The 18889-nt window shown below is 43.2% G+C and carries 23 protein-coding genes; 10 read left to right on the plus strand and 13 right to left on the minus strand.

All coding sequences use genetic code 11. The annotated features are described in order from the left end of the window. Positions 1 to 18 precede the first annotated feature (18 nt). The 3 genes from MHI52_RS05410 to MHI52_RS05420 all read left to right on the plus strand — a co-directional run bounded on the left by MHI52_RS05410 (position 19) and on the right by MHI52_RS05420 (position 1431). Complete coding sequence (locus MHI52_RS05410) at positions 19 to 315, plus strand: EndoU domain-containing protein (protein WP_405158623.1); 297 nt, start codon at positions 19 to 21, stop codon at positions 313 to 315. Between the two features lie 12 nt (positions 316 to 327). Next, a complete protein-coding gene (locus tag MHI52_RS05415; RefSeq protein WP_076253414.1) occupies positions 328 to 639 on the plus strand; it encodes a hypothetical protein in 312 nt (103 codons plus the stop codon). 432 nt (positions 640 to 1071) lie between these two features. Next, positions 1072 to 1431, plus strand: a complete 360-nt coding sequence (locus MHI52_RS05420) for a hypothetical protein (RefSeq protein ID WP_017690437.1) — start codon at positions 1072 to 1074, stop codon at positions 1429 to 1431. Positions 1432 to 1455: 24 nt separating this feature from the next. On the opposite strand, the gene MHI52_RS05425 is transcribed toward MHI52_RS05420, so the two are convergent. Next, the gene (locus MHI52_RS05425; RefSeq protein WP_076253412.1) at positions 1456 to 1680 is read right to left on the minus strand and encodes a hypothetical protein; all 225 of its coding nucleotides are present in this window, start codon (positions 1678 to 1680) and stop codon (positions 1456 to 1458) included. Positions 1681 to 1967: 287 nt separating this feature from the next. Between MHI52_RS05425 and MHI52_RS05430 the strand changes: the two genes are divergently transcribed. After that, positions 1968 to 2366, plus strand: coding sequence for a hypothetical protein (locus MHI52_RS05430; RefSeq protein WP_405158624.1), 399 nt, complete (start codon positions 1968 to 1970; stop codon positions 2364 to 2366). A 47-nt stretch (positions 2367 to 2413) separates the two neighbouring features. On the opposite strand, the gene MHI52_RS05435 is transcribed toward MHI52_RS05430, so the two are convergent. From MHI52_RS05435 to MHI52_RS05455, 5 genes are all read right to left on the minus strand, one after another. Next, complete coding sequence (locus MHI52_RS05435) at positions 2414 to 2857, minus strand: hypothetical protein (protein WP_076253410.1); 444 nt, start codon at positions 2855 to 2857, stop codon at positions 2414 to 2416. Positions 2858 to 2897: 40 nt separating this feature from the next. Next, positions 2898 to 3545 (minus strand): hypothetical protein, encoded by a 648-nt coding sequence (locus tag MHI52_RS05440; RefSeq protein ID WP_405158625.1) that lies wholly within the window; start codon positions 3543 to 3545, stop codon positions 2898 to 2900. 443 nt (positions 3546 to 3988) lie between these two features. Then, positions 3989 to 4774, minus strand: coding sequence for a MerR family transcriptional regulator (locus MHI52_RS05445; protein ID WP_405158626.1), 786 nt, complete (start codon positions 4772 to 4774; stop codon positions 3989 to 3991). Beyond that, positions 4749 to 5675 (minus strand): DUF2268 domain-containing protein, encoded by a 927-nt coding sequence (locus tag MHI52_RS05450; protein ID WP_405158627.1) that lies wholly within the window; start codon positions 5673 to 5675, stop codon positions 4749 to 4751. The genes MHI52_RS05445 and MHI52_RS05450 overlap by 26 nt, the downstream gene beginning before the upstream one ends. A gap of 59 nt (positions 5676 to 5734) precedes the next feature. After that, positions 5735 to 6991, minus strand: a complete 1257-nt coding sequence (locus MHI52_RS05455; protein ID WP_405158628.1) for an MFS transporter — start codon at positions 6989 to 6991, stop codon at positions 5735 to 5737. Between the two features lie 276 nt (positions 6992 to 7267). Between MHI52_RS05455 and MHI52_RS05460 the strand changes: the two genes are divergently transcribed. Next, positions 7268 to 8566, plus strand: a complete 1299-nt coding sequence (locus tag MHI52_RS05460) for a galactokinase (protein WP_405158629.1) — start codon at positions 7268 to 7270, stop codon at positions 8564 to 8566. 166 nt (positions 8567 to 8732) lie between these two features. Next, on the plus strand, positions 8733 to 9014 hold the full coding sequence (locus MHI52_RS05465; protein ID WP_036672575.1) for a hypothetical protein: 282 nt from the start codon (positions 8733 to 8735) through the stop codon (positions 9012 to 9014). Positions 9015 to 9504: 490 nt separating this feature from the next. Here the strand turns inward: MHI52_RS05465 and MHI52_RS05470 are convergent, their stop codons facing one another. From MHI52_RS05470 to MHI52_RS05485, 4 genes are all read right to left on the minus strand, one after another. Next, entirely contained in the window at positions 9505 to 9831 is a 327-nt protein-coding gene (locus tag MHI52_RS05470) for a hypothetical protein (RefSeq protein WP_083684846.1), read from the minus strand. Between the two features lie 25 nt (positions 9832 to 9856). Next, the gene (locus tag MHI52_RS05475; protein WP_076253403.1) at positions 9857 to 10180 is read right to left on the minus strand and encodes a hypothetical protein; all 324 of its coding nucleotides are present in this window, start codon (positions 10178 to 10180) and stop codon (positions 9857 to 9859) included. 369 nt (positions 10181 to 10549) lie between these two features. Next, positions 10550 to 11083 (minus strand): hypothetical protein, encoded by a 534-nt coding sequence (locus MHI52_RS05480; RefSeq protein ID WP_076253402.1) that lies wholly within the window; start codon positions 11081 to 11083, stop codon positions 10550 to 10552. A gap of 141 nt (positions 11084 to 11224) precedes the next feature. Beyond that, the gene (locus MHI52_RS05485) at positions 11225 to 11554 is read right to left on the minus strand and encodes a hypothetical protein (RefSeq protein WP_076253401.1); all 330 of its coding nucleotides are present in this window, start codon (positions 11552 to 11554) and stop codon (positions 11225 to 11227) included. 102 nt (positions 11555 to 11656) lie between these two features. Between MHI52_RS05485 and MHI52_RS05490 the strand changes: the two genes are divergently transcribed. After that, complete coding sequence (locus tag MHI52_RS05490; RefSeq protein WP_405158630.1) at positions 11657 to 12019, plus strand: hypothetical protein; 363 nt, start codon at positions 11657 to 11659, stop codon at positions 12017 to 12019. A gap of 79 nt (positions 12020 to 12098) precedes the next feature. Then, positions 12099 to 12674, plus strand: coding sequence for a hypothetical protein (locus MHI52_RS05495; RefSeq protein ID WP_405158631.1), 576 nt, complete (start codon positions 12099 to 12101; stop codon positions 12672 to 12674). Between the two features lie 134 nt (positions 12675 to 12808). On the opposite strand, the gene MHI52_RS05500 is transcribed toward MHI52_RS05495, so the two are convergent. From MHI52_RS05500 to MHI52_RS05510, 3 genes are read right to left on the minus strand one after another with little or no spacing between them, the layout of a single operon-like run. Further along, positions 12809 to 13972, minus strand: a complete 1164-nt coding sequence (locus MHI52_RS05500; protein WP_339285753.1) for a Ger(x)C family spore germination protein — start codon at positions 13970 to 13972, stop codon at positions 12809 to 12811. After that, positions 13969 to 15471 carry a spore germination protein gene (locus tag MHI52_RS05505; RefSeq protein ID WP_339285754.1) on the minus strand — a complete coding sequence of 501 codons (1503 nt, stop codon included), beginning with the start codon at positions 15469 to 15471 and terminating at the stop codon, positions 13969 to 13971. The genes MHI52_RS05500 and MHI52_RS05505 overlap by 4 nt, the downstream gene beginning before the upstream one ends. After that, a complete protein-coding gene (locus MHI52_RS05510) occupies positions 15443 to 16564 on the minus strand; it encodes an endospore germination permease (protein WP_076253397.1) in 1122 nt (373 codons plus the stop codon). The genes MHI52_RS05505 and MHI52_RS05510 overlap by 29 nt, the downstream gene beginning before the upstream one ends. Positions 16565 to 16759: 195 nt before the next feature. Here MHI52_RS05510 and MHI52_RS05515 point away from each other — a divergent pair, with 195 nt between their 5' ends. Further along, the gene (locus tag MHI52_RS05515) at positions 16760 to 17653 is read left to right on the plus strand and encodes an NAD(P)-dependent oxidoreductase (RefSeq protein ID WP_253505916.1); all 894 of its coding nucleotides are present in this window, start codon (positions 16760 to 16762) and stop codon (positions 17651 to 17653) included. 277 nt (positions 17654 to 17930) lie between these two features. Continuing rightward, the gene (locus MHI52_RS05520) at positions 17931 to 18662 is read left to right on the plus strand and encodes a nuclease-related domain-containing protein (protein WP_405158632.1); all 732 of its coding nucleotides are present in this window, start codon (positions 17931 to 17933) and stop codon (positions 18660 to 18662) included. Positions 18663 to 18889: the final 227 nt, after the last annotated feature.

The following is an 18889-nucleotide window of genomic DNA, read 5'->3' on the forward strand; positions in this document are numbered from 1 at the left end:
AATGCAAGAAAAGGTACTTTGAATAAAATCACATTTAACATTATTAAAGAATATGCAAACGGTGTACGAGTTGGTAATATACCGAACCACAAAAATAAAGTAAAGAGAAGTGGAGAGGGCCAAGCATGGTTCCCTAAGGAGTGGACATCGGAAGATATCAAAAAGTCAGGTGAGCATATAGCAAATCTGCCTGAGAATAGAGTTAAAGGTGATGGCGAATGGATGTTTGGAAACTATAACGATGTTAGAGTGGGAGTGATCAAGAACGATGGACAGATCGGAACGATTACTCCAGATAACTCAAGACAACCGTGAGGAGAGCGAACCATGGTAGACTACAGTGAAAAAGTTATCTCATTAGAAAAGAAGAGAAAAGATTTACATCCCGACGATCCAGCTATTCAAACGATATGGAATGAGATGGTAGACATTCTAAAAGAGAATGAGCAGAGTGCCATATCATTTCTAAATCAATGTGTAGAAAAAGATTTATATTGGCTCAGTGAGATATTTGAAGATCTATCTTCTGAATTCCAAAGTCGAGCATTTATAGATTGTCTTCTTCAATTGCAAAAGAAGTATCCTGATCTGGATATGGAGCAGGATATAGAATATGCGATTCAATCCATTGAGGAATAATAAAAAAATAAGCCTATTTCAACTCCTATACGGAGTAGTCATGGGCTATTTTTATATCCTCAATCCAATCGACTACTTTACAAAATCAACCGATCCCTTCAGTTGAAAGTATCCAAGCCGTGAAATCTATAATTTTGTTCCTGAAGTTGCAGATCTTTATTTATTCTATCGCATTTCAGCATAATCATATGACATCTGGTTACGGGCTACCGCCGCTTCGCAGGCGCTTCTTCCAAGTTTTTTTTAACTTTCCTACGACCATACTTCTGACATAGATGATAATTTACAGAATTTCATGATGAATTACACAGCTTAGTGTGTACAATAAAAAACATTATTGGTAATATTATGTACATATTTGCGCTTTAAATTCTTGCTGTTCGAATTTTCCGGATTATGAGATAACAACATTTTGTAGTGGGAGGTTTTTTTATGAGAAGGACTTTTGTATTCATTCTGACTTCAATGTTGTTACTTGTGGCATGCTCAAACTCAGGTCATAATGAACTTCAAAGTTGGGCATTTGATGTCGTAACTTGGGAGAATGGGATTTACAAGGTGACAACTGAAACTGTTACTACAACTGATGTGGAAATCGAAATTGGAACAATTAAAAAATACTCTACAAATGAAAGTAATAAATTACCGAATCTGTTCTCCAACAAGTATAAAAAAGGGACAAAATTATTTAAAGTAAAAAATGTAGAGACAGACGATTATATTGCAGTAAAAGATAATGAGACTTACTATAGAGCAGTAAAGATGGATGGAATGAATACAGCGGCCAATTAAGGCCGCTGTATTCATTCCATCATTTTAATGTGTAGATTCCTCTATAAGTGTCAATTCAGAGATGATCTTAAGACTTTGTAAATTTATAAGCTGCTCATTAGTTCCCACTTTAAAAATACTCACATCCTCATTGATTGGAATATACTCATTGTCGCCAATTTTCTTTAAATAGAGAATTACACTATCATTTTCAACAAGAGGAGTTGTTCCATGATATTTGACTACAACATTTTTATCTTCACCACCCATTTGATAGAGTGTGACTTTTTGGTTGAGTAAAGCAGAATCACCCTTTAGAACTTTTTGGATGTTTATTTCGGACTTTTGCTTATAATCATAAAAATTCTCACCCGTTACAACTGTACCGTTTTGGGCTGTTACTTTTGCCTTTTTGATGGGGCGTTCGAAGAGTATCGGGTACCGGAGCGAATTTGGTTCGTATGTTGGGTTTCTCTATTGGGCGGAGCTGCTGTCCCATGCTGAGGGAGAGGTGTACGTCCGGCATGAGGCGTGGCTGCGTGATGTGGAGAAGACTCATGAACAAAAGCTACAAAATGATCGTGCTGCTATACATGCTGGAGCGAGGCGAAGCCCACTGGATGGACTCGATCACGCCGGGGGAGATGGCAAGGTTCTTCCATACGTACCTGACGGAGAAGGAATATCGGAAACGGAAAGACTTTTCAGACAAGGAAAAGCTTGCGATCTGGGAATGGAATGAGAAGACGGCAACACGGATTGAGAAACTGATTATCGACATGCCGATGTCAATGTGGAGCGGGGCGAAGGGTAGCATGACACGATTCGAGGATGGCGTGTTCTCGCTGAATGTGCAGGTGAAGGATGCGCAGGAAAAGGCGCTACTGTATCGTTGGACGAAGGAGATTTGTCAGTATCGTTTGCATGCGTATTTTGAACGAGGGAACTCAAGTTGAACAAAAAAACCAGACTACATACCGTTTTGTGGCATGTAGTCTGGTTTCTATTTTCCATTTCTTGTTTTCCATAACGTATAGATACACAGGGCAACGAGTAAAAACGCAGGGATAATAACCGGTTGAACTGAATTACCTATCGGCATGGAGCTAGCAAGTGAAACGACGTAACTAATTAGTGTAACTCCAATAAATAATGCTGCATTGAAGATGAAAAAATGTTTTAAAGGTTTTTTCTGAAATTGATACATTACAAAAATGAATACAATCACGAATATAATGAGGAACGCAGATTCTGAGATCGTTGTCCATCTTCCGGTTTGGCTTATGGAATTAACATCATCCTTGGTTAAGATGCCTTCAGATAGCCATTTTTGGGATTGACTTAATCGGGTATTCTCTAAAAATAGATAGGCACTGTAACTTATAAGCATTAGGACAGCGTATATAAGTAAAAAGAGTGTTGGTAGCTTTTCACTTTTTGTTTTCATGTATGGTCACCTCTTTACTTAATAAAACTGACATCCCTATTTAAGGCTGTAGTACGGAAGGATATGCGTTCATAGTATCCGTATGAGTTCCAAAATCGAGATTGACTCCTAATGGAAGATCTCCTATAGATAATCCGAGTACAGCTCTCATTTTATACCTTGCATTGAAGGTAGCTGTAGATCCAGAAGAGGAATTATAGGTATAGATGTCTTCTAGAGCCGGAGAAAACATAGCTCCGAAGTTTGCTGTGGTTAGGCTGATTTTAGGTCCACTAACAGATGTTACTTTAAATGTACTTGTATTATAAGAGAAATTACCTGAAAGAGTAACGACCCACTCTTTTGTGAATTTGTCTCTTGAATCTTTTGCAATGTGATAGAATCTCTCCGAGACATTCTCTCCCCTGATGTTACTTAGAGCATTAACTTCTAAGCCTGATTCTTTTAAGTTGTCTAATGGAGTATGTTCTCTATATGATAAAAACCAGTTGTTTTCTATAATTATATTTTGTATTGTCCGATAATCTGCTGCTTCATAAGGTTCACTAGTAACTTCGATAAAACGATCTGTAACAACTGAACCTTCAAGATCCTTAACTGTAAAATCTTCGGTATTCTCAAATGCAGTATCTATAAAATTGGTAAATAGACTACTGATTTCAGAGTTCTCATTGCTTTCCTCAGTCACATTTGCAGAAGCTGAATTAATAGTAGTACACGACAATACTTAGGTCAATGTTATCACTAAACTTAAAAATTTCTTCAATTAATCATCTCTCCCTAATATACCTTGAGTTGGTTTATTCGTGTTGGCCAACATTAATAACCTTAACATATAAAATTTCCATATGATACCTATTAAGTGGAATTTATATACATTAATACAAAAGGACCAGGAAAAAAGGATTGAATTTTTTAGTATACTTTCGTAACTGTGAATTTTAAATCGGAAGATTGTGTTTTTTAGTGGATAATCAAGCTATAGCAAGTATAGATAACTAGAATTAGAGCGAAGTGAAGGATTATACCAGAGGGACGCTACATTCAAGTGAACCGGTACGAAAGGACGTTGCGCAATACGGTAGGGGAGACATTTACTGCCCGAAATCTGCTTTTGAAACCATCCTAATACTAGGAAACGGGATTTAAAGGTCTTCCCCCACCCTTCACATAAACCATAATCGCTTCATACAAAAAACTCAAAAAAACCTCATCGCCAAACTGATCAAAATAACCCGCATAGCGACGATCCGTCGTATAGGCTTCAGCAATACACCTCAGAATCTCAATATCACAGACTATAAACTGCTCCAGACAACTCTTCCATTCACGCACTAACGCTTGCACCTCACCAGAAGCAGGAGACAGATCCTGATGTTTCGCCAACTCCCGAAATACTTGCTCCATGTTGACCGAGAACTGCTGGTAAGCTTGTTCTTGCTCTTCCACAGACAGCTGGCTCACATTGGCTTCGAACTCCTGATATTTCTCGGTATCTCCATATACAAACTTCGCCTCGGATTCATATTGTTCTTGGATGGGCAGAATGGAAGAGTCGTCAAACAGATTAAGATGAGAGATATCCGTCCCATCTACATACTCATCCAATTGATGGATGATGGTTTCGAGCTTTTGTTTGCGTTGAACGAGTGTGCTGCGGTGCTCTCTTAGGATATCTTTTTGTTCTTCTTTGGAAAGTTGCATCATGGCCGCAATGTCTTTTAATGAGAAATTCATTTCTTTGAACAACAGAATCATCTGCAGATTCCCCAGTGCCTCTTGATCGTAATACCGATAGCCATTGTCTTCGACTTTGCTCGGTTTTAATAGATCTGTTTTATCATAATAATGTAATGCACGTTTGGTGATGCCAGTAATCTGAATGATATCTTTAACGGTGAAACAGGGTGTCTTCATTCCAAAAGTCCTTTGTTTCAGCAAGAATGACACTTGCTGGAGTGATGGTTGCTTCGGTGATCGGTGTACCTGTTTTGTTCAGATAATATTTAATTAAGTGATAACCGCAAGCATAGCCAGCCGCATAGGGCATACCTACGGGCGTGAAGTTTTGCATGATGGCAAGTTCATCGCCGTATAGATACGGATTAATTTGGTCAAAACCGGTGACATACAGCTGATCTTTCATCTTCGGTTTGATTACTTTATTCAAAGTCTCCATATCCGTTTTAGCTACCCAGGGGCCTAGCAACTCTTCTCCATACAGGGATGTCGCAAAGCTCTCGGCCAACCCCTCACTAACAACCATTTCCCCAAGCGTAATCTGTGGATTCCACTGGATATATTGATACCTTACGTTATGATTGCATTCATGGGCTAACACGGATTGCATACGAGGTAGAGTATACCTATTGGGGATCAGGTTCGCAATAATATAACCCGGGATTCCACCATCTCCGCTGATGCCTTCGTTCATGGTGAGTGAAGGACTGTTCTTGTCGCCTAATAAAATCGTATATAGATATTCGGAGACCGATAGCTCAATCCCGTGATCTGTAAAGGTCGATAGACTCGTACAAACTGCTTCATGACACTGTTGCCAAAATGCTTCAGACGAAATCGCTGCTAATGATTCGTTAATCTCAGGTGTGATATCTGCTGGAGCGATATTCATAAAGTTATTCATCATGATCACATCAAAGCCGTGAGGCTCTTGAGAGCGAAATGGGATCTGTTGAATGTTCCATTTGTTCATGAATGGACTCATCATTTGTTCACGGTATAACTCCAATTTCTCATCGGGTGCAGCCTGAATGATTTCCTCATAGATTTGATCTGAACGTAACGCGGTAATCTTCATCCTTAATCTCTCCTTCATGTAAGCTTGAGATCATTATCAAGTATGACCTAACGTAACAGTCAAGCGTTGAGGTTACGCTGCTGGCTCTCTGAATGATTCTGCATCTTCATTGCGAATATCAGAGCAGACAGGAGATAGATCAGGCTTAACAAGAGATAAGGGAGTTGCAGCGAGAATACACGATCAAATGTTGTTTCACTAACCCGCACCAACAATCCGCCGAGAAGCGTACCAATGGCACTGATCCCAAAGGACAAAAAGCGAAACACACTTCCGACCCGGCCAAGCATCTCATTAGGAACGGAACGTTGCAGGATGGAGGAACGGGTAACATTGTAGACAATAATGAAAAATGCAGCACAGAAGTACAGGCCGCCTACCATATACGCATTTGTAGAAAGACCCACCACACCGTAGATCATTCCCATGCACAAAATGGAGGAAATAATCAATTGTTTTGTACTCCATTTCTTACGCATATAAGCAACAGCCTGGCTCCCTACAATGCTACCGATTGTTGCAATGGAGATGAGAATACCAAATGCAAAAGCATCCAACTGAAGCACATCTCGTACAAAGAAAATCTGAGTAGCCAGAATGATCGAATACATCAGCGTAATGGTGACAGATAGAATGGCTAGTCCGCGGAGAAAACGATCATGATAGACATATCGAATACCGGACCACATCTCGCGTTTCCAATTCTTCATCGGGCGAACTTCCTTCTTGGTTGTTTCCGTATCCCCTGGGTAGAAGTTTCCCTTCAAACTGATTAAAAAAAGCAGAGCAATAACAGCTGTTACAGCGTCTATGGCAAAAGGAAAAACAACATGCAGGGTTATGATAAACCCTCCCAGAGCAACGCCCAGAATATCACTTGTGATTAACTGTCCGGCGGTGAACTGCCCATTCGCTTTCTCCAACTTACTCTCATCTACCAGTTGTGGGATGACCGTCTGCACCGTGCTGTCGAATACAACTCGGCTCAGGCCAATACCAAACATGAACAGAGCCAGAATCGGAATGCTCACCCATCCCCCCCAGATACATAACGTTAGGACAAGCAGAAGGATCATTCGCGTAAAGCCTGCGCCAATCAGCATATGTTTGCGTGAGTATCGGTCGATGAGGACACCCACGGGTAGACTGAAGAGAAGCCAGGGTAAACGAAGTGCAGTCATGGTGACAGAGGCATACAGCGTATCGCTTGTAAGGGTTGATATAAGCCAAGGAACCGCAGCAAGCGTAAGTCCATCACCCAAAAATGTAAGAGAAAATGCGCCAAATAACTTGGTATAATTCGACTTGATTTTCATCGTTCCCTCCACCAATAAGATGTAAAGCATAGCAAATTTAAGATTGGAAGATAATGTGTTTTCACTTAAACCAAATTTAAGTTATTCTAAAATGGTTTTCAATCCTATTTTTACATTAAATAACTTCACAAAACGCTTACAAACTTTCAATTCTACCCTACCTTTTCCGCTACGAAGCTGAGATAATGGGAGAGGAATAAGGCATGAAACAGACACAACAACCATGTTCACCAACAGTCTAAAAATAAAAGTTGCATATCCATAGGAGGATTATTAATGACGACAAAACCATTGAATCTGATCCAATCCACGGAGGGCCAAGCGTTGCTTGCCCAAATGTATGGACAATCACAAGTAGAAGAACAGACTGCACGTTACACAAAGCTGAACGCAACGTTCGAAGAGTACTTCGGCCCGCAAGAGGGAAGCAAGTTGTTCAGCGCAGCAGGACGCAGCGAGATTGGCGGCAATCATACGGATCATAACCATGGTAAAGTGCTGGCGGGCAGCATCACGCTGGATACACTTGCGGTGGCTGCGCCAACGGCAGAATCGGTTATTACCTTTTATTCAGAAGGTTATGACAAGAAATATGTAATCGATCTCACGGATCTCACGCCAAATACGGAAGACGATGGCACAACAGCATTGATTCGCGGTATGGCTGCGGGATTCGGAGAGTTTGGACACCAGGTTGGCGGCTTCCAAGCGTACATCTCCAGTAACGTATTCTCGGCATCAGGACTCAGTTCATCGGCGTCATTTGAGATGCTGATCTGTACGATTTTGAATCACTTCTATAATGACGGTGCACTGGATGTTGTAACCTTGGCCAAAATCGGTCAGTATGCGGAGAATCACTATTGGAACAAACCTTCCGGTCTGCTGGATCAGATGGCTTGTGCGTACGGCGGACTGATTGCCATTGATTTTGAGAATCCTGCACAGCCGGTTATCGAGCCTGTTCAATGGGATTTCCAACAGAACGGTTACTCATTGGTCATTGTGAATACAGGTGGTAACCACGCCGATCTGACGGAAGATTACGCTGCTGTGCCATATGAGATGAGAGCGGTTGCTCAGGCGCTGGGTAGTGAGTATGTTCGGGAAATTACAGCTGACGCAATCTACGCCAACCTCAAGAAGGTTCGTGAAGCTGCTGGGGATCGTGCCGTGCTACGTGCGCTTCATTTCCTGGAGGAAAACAATCGTGTCGATGGTCAAGTTCAGGCGTTGCGGGATGGACGTTTTGCTGATTTCTTGAAACTGATTATGGCGTCCGGTAACTCATCATGGAAGTGGTTGCAGAATGTATATCAGAGTGGTGCTGTGAAGGAACAGGAGATTGGCATCGCGCTGGCACTGACCGAGAATTATCTGCAAAACCTGGGTGATGGCGCTTGTCGTATTCATGGTGGTGGATTCGCAGGGGTTATTCTGACGATCCTTCCGAACGAAAAAGTAGAAGAGTATATGTCCTGGATGCACGACATGCTGGAAACGCCGATTATTGTCGTTAATGTGCGCGCACAGGGTGCGGTATGCTTGAATGCATTGATCGCTAACGCGAGCTAAATAACACTCAGTTAAATAGTTCTAACATGATTCTACGAAGTCCGGGCTATGCCCGGGCTTTTTGGGTTGTTCATTTTTTTTAAAATCCTCAAACTTTGAAGGTCTGTAATGTGTTATTTAAGTAGTGGCTATATCTCAATAATGTTCTCATGGGAGGAAGGATCAGATGATTACACCTACAGTGGCTGGTCAGGAAGAGGCTCAATTATACGAGGAGTTGCGGCGTGCGATCGATGAATTCGAAGAGGGCGAGCAGCGGCAAATAGTTCTGAGTCGGATGGTCAGACAGCTCAGGTTCGCCAAGTGGCGCAAAGATCGGATGCGCAAGGTTGATACATACTGCCAAAGGATCAAGCCCGCGACACTTTGGATCATATTAGCCACAGGCGCACTTGCACCAGTCTTGTTATTTAGCATGTTCATCTGGGTTTCGTTGTGGGTGGAATGAAGCTGTAAAGAAGAGGAAAAAGTGTGAAAGCCAGGCGCTGACTGTGGTGGTGTAAAGTGAATTACTGTGTCTGCTGCTCGTAATCCAATTGATGAATCAGGAGGGCTTCATATTTCACGTATCTGATTCGAGTGAGGAGCTAGCATTATGAGTGTATAGGCAGTGACGAGTGTAAAGATGTATATAGAGCGTCGCTGCCTGACAAAGTTATAAACCGTTACTTTCACATATTTATGCAAATTACTGAAATTATTCTGGTAACAACGTCCTATAACTTGTAATGTGTAAGATTTAATGCCTGAAATTTATAAAGACTTTGTGCTCATTTCTTATATGTCGTATACACGATTCACAGAAGATGGACTATAATGATTCTACTTCTTTGGAAAAAAGAGGATAAGGTTAGCTATGAAATCCCTACTATTACATATGAAAGAGCCATGTATCTGTACAAGGCCCTAAAGTTTTAAAAGTTAAAATTTCTTATAAACTACTTAAGAGGTTTGATGTCTTCGGGCACTGAGCCTGTTTTGACTTCATAAGTATCGTAATCTACCATTGAGAATATTTCTTGGGTCTTATTTCCTTTTACGTACCCTGTCAGTGACACCGTATGAGACAAGTCAGACGGAATGAACTTGTGGCCTGTAAATTGAACATCAATTCCATAGGTCTCTTTAAAATAAGCTTGGCTTGCAATCTCAGCTTTTTGTACAATTTCTTTTTGCTCGTTCGATATGCAACCGCAAAATACAGTGATACTTAAACAAATCATTATTAATAGGGTTAGAGGTGTACGAAATTTAATATTGAGCATAACCACTACTCCTTGCTGCTGGAACTTACTTGATTTTTTGGTCGAGTAACTCTTTCGGTACAACGGCTGTTTGGACTTCAAACGTGTCATAATCAATGAGGATGGTGATTTCGGTTTCTTTATTATTTTTAACATGACCACTCAAACTGATATTGTGACTAAGATTTTTTGGCATAAATTTATGATCAATGAATTCCACTTCAGTATTATAGTGATTAATGAAGTATTGATGACCCACTTGAGTGGCTTCTTCAATAATCTTGTCTTGATTCGGTATAGAGTTACATCCTCCCAATATAAGGGCTAAGATTATAAGAGTAAAAGATACAAATTGAATATTTTTCAACATAATCTTTAACCTCCTATATATGTTAACTTAGTACATTATAATATACTTTAACTTTTTACATCAGTAAACAGAGAAGAGTTTTTATGGATACCTATATAACTGATAAAACATATAAGGAAATTTCGGAACTGCCCTATCTTAATTTGTATGAAGGAGAGAAGATTTCGTAATCGCTGATCAGCAACGACTGATACAACAGGAACAGAAGATACGTACGATTCATGGAAGGTTGCAGCAGGATGCAGTAATTGTCTATATCTGCTCACACGTAAATAGTCAGATAGGAAGTAATCTTCCCACCTAACTATTGTTGGCTTTGTTCATACAATTGTATCGATTGAAGTCACTTGCGTAAGCAGCTATTACTGATTAGTGTAAATCAGTATTATTCTTGTTCAAAGGTTGAATTTTCTCTTTGATATACTGGTGGTAATCGCGGAAGCTGCTGATGTGATGCAAAGAATCGGAATTCTCAGACTGGATCTTAATTTTACCGTCCTGAGGCAGATTTTTCATCTCGGCAATGACGGATTTGGAACCTTGGATATCACCGGACATGTCCTGGATTCGCTGTAATAATGCCGGATGTCCTTCATGTTGGAGCATTTCGGCGAGCGGTCGCATTTCCTCCAACTTTTGGCTCGACCGTTCAAGTGTGGTCATCACTTTGTCTCCATCTGTACTTGCGCTAAGCGAGACCATTCGGTGAATATGGTCTTTCTCCATACGTTCAAGCGCCTCAAGATGGGAAGCTTCCAGTCGTTTGGGATCGCTCCAACTCTCCGAACGAACAGTGTCATTCTGTTGCTGGGATGTATTATTCGCAGTGCCATTGCCACAGCCCCATAACAGAGTTGAGCAGGTTAACACGGCTCCAACGGCGATGATACTTTTTAACCTCATGCTGTCACTCCTTCGATAATTTCCTGAAGGTAGTATGAGCAATAATATCCAAAATCATGCTTCATCTGTTCATTTCTTTCCCATAATTAACAAAGGCAAAGAACGAGCTAACTGTATGTATCATTGCAGTTTAGCCGGATCTTACTTTTTTGGATTGCGGCTATCGATGAACCACCCCGGTCCTGTCACATTGATGACTTCCCGTGTGTCATAGTTATATGAAACGGTAATGTGCTCATCTTCATGACCCGTTACATAACCATACAGGTACAAGCGGGAGTGGACCGAAGGGTCGTCAATATCATGACTCGTGATGACAAAGTCTGCGTCGAAATAATCCTTAATGTATTGGATACTGACGGGTGTAGCTTTTTCAAGAATGTTTTGCTTATCTGATGTGGACAGGCTAGAACAACCTCCTATTGCAAGTGTAAAAACAAGTAAGAATATAGCCAAAAGTTTTGTTTTCATCAAACTTTCATTCTCCTATTTGGTGATAAAATCTAACGACACTTTTATTCTAATTTTTCTGCTAGTACAATTGCAACGGAATGTAACGAGGTGAGAAGTTTTATGAATCTTTATACTAATAACATCTGGCGCTGGACCATCAATCTTCTGTATCCGGCCATTATATTTGTCTTCCAGAGCTGGGGGCCAATATTGGATTCATGGATTATGCCCATCTTGTTCGTCGCGGTGTTCTGCTTTCTATGGAGCGATGTGAAAGACTTGTTCCTCTCGACAGGATTGACATGGTTTATTGCCATCCCGTGTTGGTGGTATTGGATTGAACGTCCGAAACCATCGTTCGGTGCAGAACATTTTGCCGCACATCTATGGTTAATTGTACTTATGTATATTGTTTTTGTGCTCATTCCTCAGACCTTGATCCTGACTACTCGGTTATGGGTAATGCATTATTATAAGAAGTGAAAGTCAGTTGAGAGTAAGCGGCTGTTGCCACCATTTTATAAATTGATTGTAGATAGAAGGTGTACAGAGAGGTATGCTTATGACACGTAATTGGAAAAGGACAACTTATGTGTTGTTCTTTGTATTGCTCGCTGCAACTTTGTTTTTGATACGCTCTTGTGGTCCGCAGGACATCGACACAATCTTAAGCGAAAAAGGTATTCCCCCAGAACAGGTAAAGCTAGTTACAACTATTGAACCGCGAACACAATTGGTTTTATATCAAGATCTCACTACGAATAACCTGGCTCCTGCTTTGATCCAGCAAAAGATGTGGTTCTCCGAACTGGCCAGAATGGGCGGTGGTCTGCAGGATAATCCGGTCGAGCCGCTTTCTTCTCATATATCAGGATACGAGGAGTCTAAAGGCAAAATGATCTATATTATATACGGGTATCTCCACGATGCTGACATTACCCAGGTGCATATTCGCTACGAACCAAATCTGGCATCTTCACGGTTGGAAGCGGAAATCGTGAAATCATCTTCCGATCAATCCAGCCGCAGGTTGTGGTATGCGGTAATCCAGCAGCCGATTCACGAGATGATATGGGACATAAAAGGATTAAATGACGAAGGTCACATCATATACTCATCTCTCGATAGTGAGGATTAGGAAGCAGGCTGGCTTATGGAATGGAAACTTCGCAGTCATAGATCCGCATGATCCGATCTGCAAACGAACGACATCCATCTACATAAATATCCCTTATCCGGCTCCAGACGGACAAGGGGTGTTTCGCGTTCTGGCTACACTTTCCTTTTATATTTCCCTGTATATGGGATGGTGAGATGGATTTTCAGATCTTTAATCGAGTCTTCGGTAAGCATCATCTTGCTGCCATTGTTTGATAACTTACGCCAGAGCTTTGGATTTTTACGATACAGTTTCTCCTGAAGACCGTAAATATCCACACCACGCTCAAGGCCGTGACGATAGGTCTGCATGATCTGCTCCCGTAACTTCACTTCACTAATCTGGATCATCTCCTCATAAGAGGTGGGCACCAGGTATTCGTACAGGGCAGTGAGGTAGTGGGCGTCAATGTTAAACGTAACGTGCTCACCCTGAACGACAGGTTTAATTTTGATCTTTGGTAATCCTACACTGAGCGCCCCGTAGATCGTTCCATCCTTCTGGACAAGTAGAGGGGCCCGCCGCATGTCTTTGATTAGCCAGTGATAACCGGGAAGCTGACTGCGTGGGAAATATTCAAAGTCATAGCCAGTCTTTTCGAAAAAGGCCCCTTCCACCAGAAACAAATCATGTTTCTTCTCATTCTCAGCCCACTGGGTATCGTTCAATGCAAGACTCGGCAGATACGTCGTGGTAGCGGGATCATTATGTGTTGCAATGAGCTTAAAGCTAAGCACAGGCGGGTACAACGATTCTTCCATGTATGTGGGGAGTGGATTGTGAAGAATGCTGTCCAGTGGCGACATATTATAGATGGACGTTGCACTTAGGATTTTCTCCAGAGGCTCTCGTGTTCCATACACCCAGGTTGTATAACGGGATTCTGGGAAACGTCCTAGCATATCGAACACTTCTTTGATGTGTTTGCTGGTCAGCACACCTTCGGCCATGACGATGGCTGTCACATGCCCCCAAGCCATGTGTAATTGAGCCGTGCGGAACAGCTCGTTCAGCGCCAGACTCATGGTTTTCCCTTCGGCATGTCCGACCCATACAGGTGGTGTATCTGCACTTTTGGTTGAACTTTCACTTTTGGCGACACTGGCAAAATCCAGCGTTTGTACATACAGGTGATACATGCCGTCCTTATAATCAATCCCAAATGCTTTGGCGTAGTCTACCTGTTGAATCTCAAAGGCACTCCAGCATCCACTCGTCATCACGCACATCGATAGGCTTAACAGACCTAGCATATATCGCCGTAACAAACGTTTCATCGTTCATTCCCTTTCTTGCGGGGCTCCTGGGTCTCGAGATAGACGGGTCTTCGTTTACCTAACCCCTTTGGCAGCTTGAATAATGAAGCTATTGCTTGTTTGAAATGAAGGGGTGTTAACGGAGTCAGATATGGAATGCCAAATGATTTGAGATCGGTCAGGTAGATGAGGAACATAATCAACGACAGGATGAACCCATAGATGCCGAGGGATGCCCCCAGGACAAAACAAAGGAACCGCAGGATCAGCACAGAACTGGTCATGACCTGATTCACAATGGTTGCTCCAGCTACGACGGTAACTGCGATGATGACAATCATGAGGGGAGAGACCATGCCGGCTCGAATGGCGGAATCTCCGATAATCAGACCTCCAACGACAGTTAGTGTCTGGCCGATGGCACTTGGCAAACGCACCCCTGCCTCACGGAACAGCTCCATCAGCAGCATAATGAGAAACATCTCCATTCCCGATTCCATCGGAAGTCCCATGCGTCCAACCGAGATCGTCGCGACTAGAGGAAAGGGGATCTGATCCATATGAAAGGATGTCAGCGCAATATAAAAGCCAGGCAGGAACACGGTGATCATCAGGCCAAGAAAGCGCAGCATCCGTCCTACGTTCACAGGCAAGAAGGGAAAGCTGGCATCCTCCGGGGATTTGAGCAAAAGAAACAGATTGACTGGCCCAATGATGGCGCTGGGATTGCCGTCGACAATGAGGATAAAACGTCCATTCAGGAGACATTCTGCAGCAAAGTCAGGCCTGCCCGTATAATGGGTGACGGGAAACAAAGTAATCTTCGAAGGCGACAGCAATTCTTCCAGTTCATTGGCGGTCAAGATGCGTTCGGTCTCAATCTTACGCAACCGATCCTGGACGTCTTCGATTAGCTCCGGATTGGCGATATTCTTGATATACATTAATGCCACCTTGGTTGCAGAACGTGAACCGATCAGTTCGATATTACAGGCCAGTTGGTTCGTACGCAGACGGGTGCGTATCAAGGCAACATTAACGGCAAGTGGTTCAATGAACCCATCTCTTGCCCCGCGGATCGAAACTTCGGTGGTCGATTCCTCCGGTGTCCGAGTAGGGATGTTAGATATATCAATACTCCACATGGCTTGCAGGGAAGGAATACAGATCAACATATGGCCTTCAAAAACACGGAGAGACATCAGTTCAGTTCCAAATGCCGGATCTTGCAGATCCATTCGGGTCCAATCTAGGCTGATGCACTTTTCAATGTCGGATGTACGGATAAAGTGTGTATTTTCATATGTTCGTTTGAGTTCCGGGAGAATAATATCGTAGATCGCTTCACTATCTACCATACCGCTGCAATAGGTCATAAGGAGTTGCATCGGAGGTTCTCCGATCATATGACTATTGATGATGACATCATCAGATCCGGCAAAAAAGGTATTCAGGTTATGCTCGTTCATTCGGAACGGTTCAACGTCAGGATTATTCTTGGGTTGGGTTGAGATCGGCACGTTTGGGAGCCTCCTTGTCCTTTTTGTGGATTAATGCGGCAATGGTCAATATTACGGTAACGATGGATACATAAGCGAGCATGACCGGGAACTGAATATGGTCCACATAATAATCCACGTAATCAATGCGCCACCATTGCATCGCCATGAAGCTCATGATGACGGTAATGGTGAGAATCGCGATATATCGTTTCTTCGGTCTGCGGAAATTCAGCAGATCCACGATGAGATACATGGATATGGCGACCCTTGCGAAGGAACCACTGAGCCACTGATAGATGGACAGAAAATCAACGTGTTGCAAAAGTTTGCCGATATTCACAAGTTTCCATTGCTCATAGGGACTGTTTCGTTGTTTGGCTGCTTCTTCGGGACCAAATTCCACGATGGCTCCGATGGTTGGTCCGATCGCCATACTGAGCATAAACACGCCAAGGATCAGAACGTGCCACCAACGAATTTTGCCTTTGACTTCATGTTGGAATAACATAAGAATCCAGATTTCCATAAGCCCGGCAAGAGAGTAGATCATGCCCCGCCACACGGGACCCATGCCGTTCTCCATAATCGGGAACAATAGACTGTAGTCTTTGTATTTCATATTGGCGGACATTACAAAATAACCTAGCAAAATTACAAAGGGCAGCAGCAGACTGGAAGTCATCGCAATGGAGCGTATGCCTTTAGCCGCTGCCCACGCAGCAACCAGTGCTCCGCCACCTGCCAGAACATAGGGAGGTGTGAATTGAAGATACGTGGATACGGTCCAGTTGGTTGTCTCATACAACGTATGTGTGCCAAGCGTGAACAGCAGAATGGAAGCGGAGATTCGGAAGATCCAGGAAGGGACCGCCCCGAATTCTCGCGTAATCCAATCTGTTAATCGCTGTCCACGTACTCGCCGAATGATGATATACATCATACATAGAAACAACATGAAAAAAGGGCCAGCCGCCACGACAGACAACCATCCATCCCTGCCTGCTGCTTCGAGAATTCCTGGAATGGACAAGACATGGCAGACCAGTCCGGCACTTAATAAAATGATGGAAAAGGACAACCAAATGGTAATTTGACCTTTTTCACGACTCATGCGAATCCTCCTTTCCAATGAAGGAAGTTTCCGTTAGGTTGTACAGCATACAGGAAGTTGATTCCTTTTTCAGATTTTTTCACAGAAAGCTGCAAGCGATATGGACGGACTACGCAGAAAGCTTTAACATACAGATATAGCAATGTCGAAGACAAGCACTGAGCGAAGCATAGAGAAATAGGGAGGAAACCTGCGATGACAAATACAACGAAGGCACCTGGAGAGACAAAAGTTGGCTTTATTGGTACAGGCGTGATGGGTAAAAGCATGGCTGGGCACATCCAGCAAGCGGGATATCCGCTGCATGTGTACACGCGAACTGCTGCCAAAGCGGAAGCATTGGTGAAGGAAGGTGCCGTATGGCATGACACACCAGGCAAACTGGCTGCCGCGTGTGATGTCATCATCACAATGGTGGGGTATCCGAAAGATGTAGAGGAGATTTATCTCGGTGAGGATGGTCTCGTAGCCAATGCCAAACCGGGTTCATATCTGATTGATATGACAACATCCAGTCCGCTACTGGCTGCACGAATCTTTGAAGCTGCGGAAGGCAAAGGACTGCATGCACTGGACGCACCTGTGTCGGGCGGTGATATCGGAGCGCAGAACGCGAAGTTGTCCATTATGGTTGGTGGTAGTTCGGAGGCCTTTGAAGCTGTGCGTCCGCTGTTTGAGCAGATGGGCACCAACATTGTGTTGCAAGGCAAGGCGGGAGCCGGACAGCATACCAAAATGTGCAACCAGATTGCCATTGCCTCTGGCATGATGGGTGTATGCGAAGCACTTGCCTATGCCAAGACGTCTGGTCTGGACGCGGAGACCGTGCTGAAGAGCATTGCTACCGGTGCAGCCGGAAGCTGGTCACTCAGCAATCTCGGTCCGCGCATGATCGCAGGCGATTATGAGCCTGGATTCTATGTGAAACATTTTATCAAAGACATGGGAATTGCACTGGAGTCTGCAAAAGCGATGGGCATGAAAACGCCTGGGTTGGCTTTGGCCGAATCCCTGTATCAGGAAATAGCGAATAATGGTCTGGAAGAGAAGGGTACTCAGGTGCTCTACACCTATTATCTTCAGGCTTAACATCCAAGAGAACAGCAGCGTATTCTTTTTCTATTCAGGAAAGGGTTGCGCTGTTTTTTTCAATTTTGCGGCTTGTTTATGCGTCTAAAGTCACGAAATTGGTTAAATGTTCATATGTACTTTGCGTATTGGAGAGATTTTGATCGTTTTCCCTTTATTTTTACCCCGCTTTATCCGACATAAGTAATAGAAGTTTACATAATGAATGTGTCAAAGGATGTTATTCCTCCTGTAATGGTCACCCGTAACCCACACTATAATAGAACGGAGCTTGCCCATGTTCAAGAAAATCCTGTCTCTGTTCAAGACACAACCAGAGCTTGCGAACCAGATTACAGCCTCCGCTTCAGCGTTACCATCAACGACAACCATTCCCCCGCGTATGGTCCGTAGTAAGCGCAAGAAAAAGGCGGAAGGGGATTGGATACGCCAGCCGGAGGAGCCTAGTACAGCAGATCAGCTGATAGGTCTTCCAAGTCAATATAAAGTGCTGAACGATCTGCTCGTTACCAATCCGAAGTCACGCTCCGGTTATTCGCAGATTGATCATGTTGTGATCGGCCCTCGGGCAATCTTTGTGATTGAAACCAGAAATCTGACGACAGGTGAGATTCGCGGTGGAAGAAGAGAGGCCAATTGGTCGGTCAGCAGCAGCCGGGTCAAAATGTACAATCCACTTATGCAGCATCGTGCACATGTGGAAGCCATCCATGCACACCTTGGAGACTACAAAAGAGTACGTCTCGTCTCTATGGTGACCTTCACCAACCGGTGCCGCATCAGTGTTGATCCTGCTGTGAGGTATGTGAATTCGGATGAACTGATCATCTACGATCATGAATTGGTGGAAACGATTCAGCGGAAGACGGAACGACTTGAGAGTGAGGTTCCCGAAACCGTATATCAAGAGAAAGATATTCAGGCGATCTACGCTCTGTTATCATCGGTTAATTCCACCGATCCTCAGATTCGGTCAGAGCATATGGAGAAGGCTAAAGGGATCAAATAGTTACGCTTCACGAACACTGTTGTCCATACGGGCGGCAGTGTTTTTGCGTTGCGGTGGTAGTTAATGCGCGCCTAGTAAAAGGCTTTAGACACAGGTATATCGTCGTATACAACCGGTTTTTAACTTATGATAGAATGTAGACCATGTCCAATTGTGTGAATCAAGCATGTTATATGAAAGGATATTTTTGTAAGTAGGTGTTCAAGTCTTGGAGCCAGAGGTTAATG

The organism is Paenibacillus sp. FSL H8-0283 (assembly GCF_045040675.1).
GTDB lineage: Bacteria > Bacillota > Bacilli > Paenibacillales > Paenibacillaceae > Paenibacillus > Paenibacillus amylolyticus.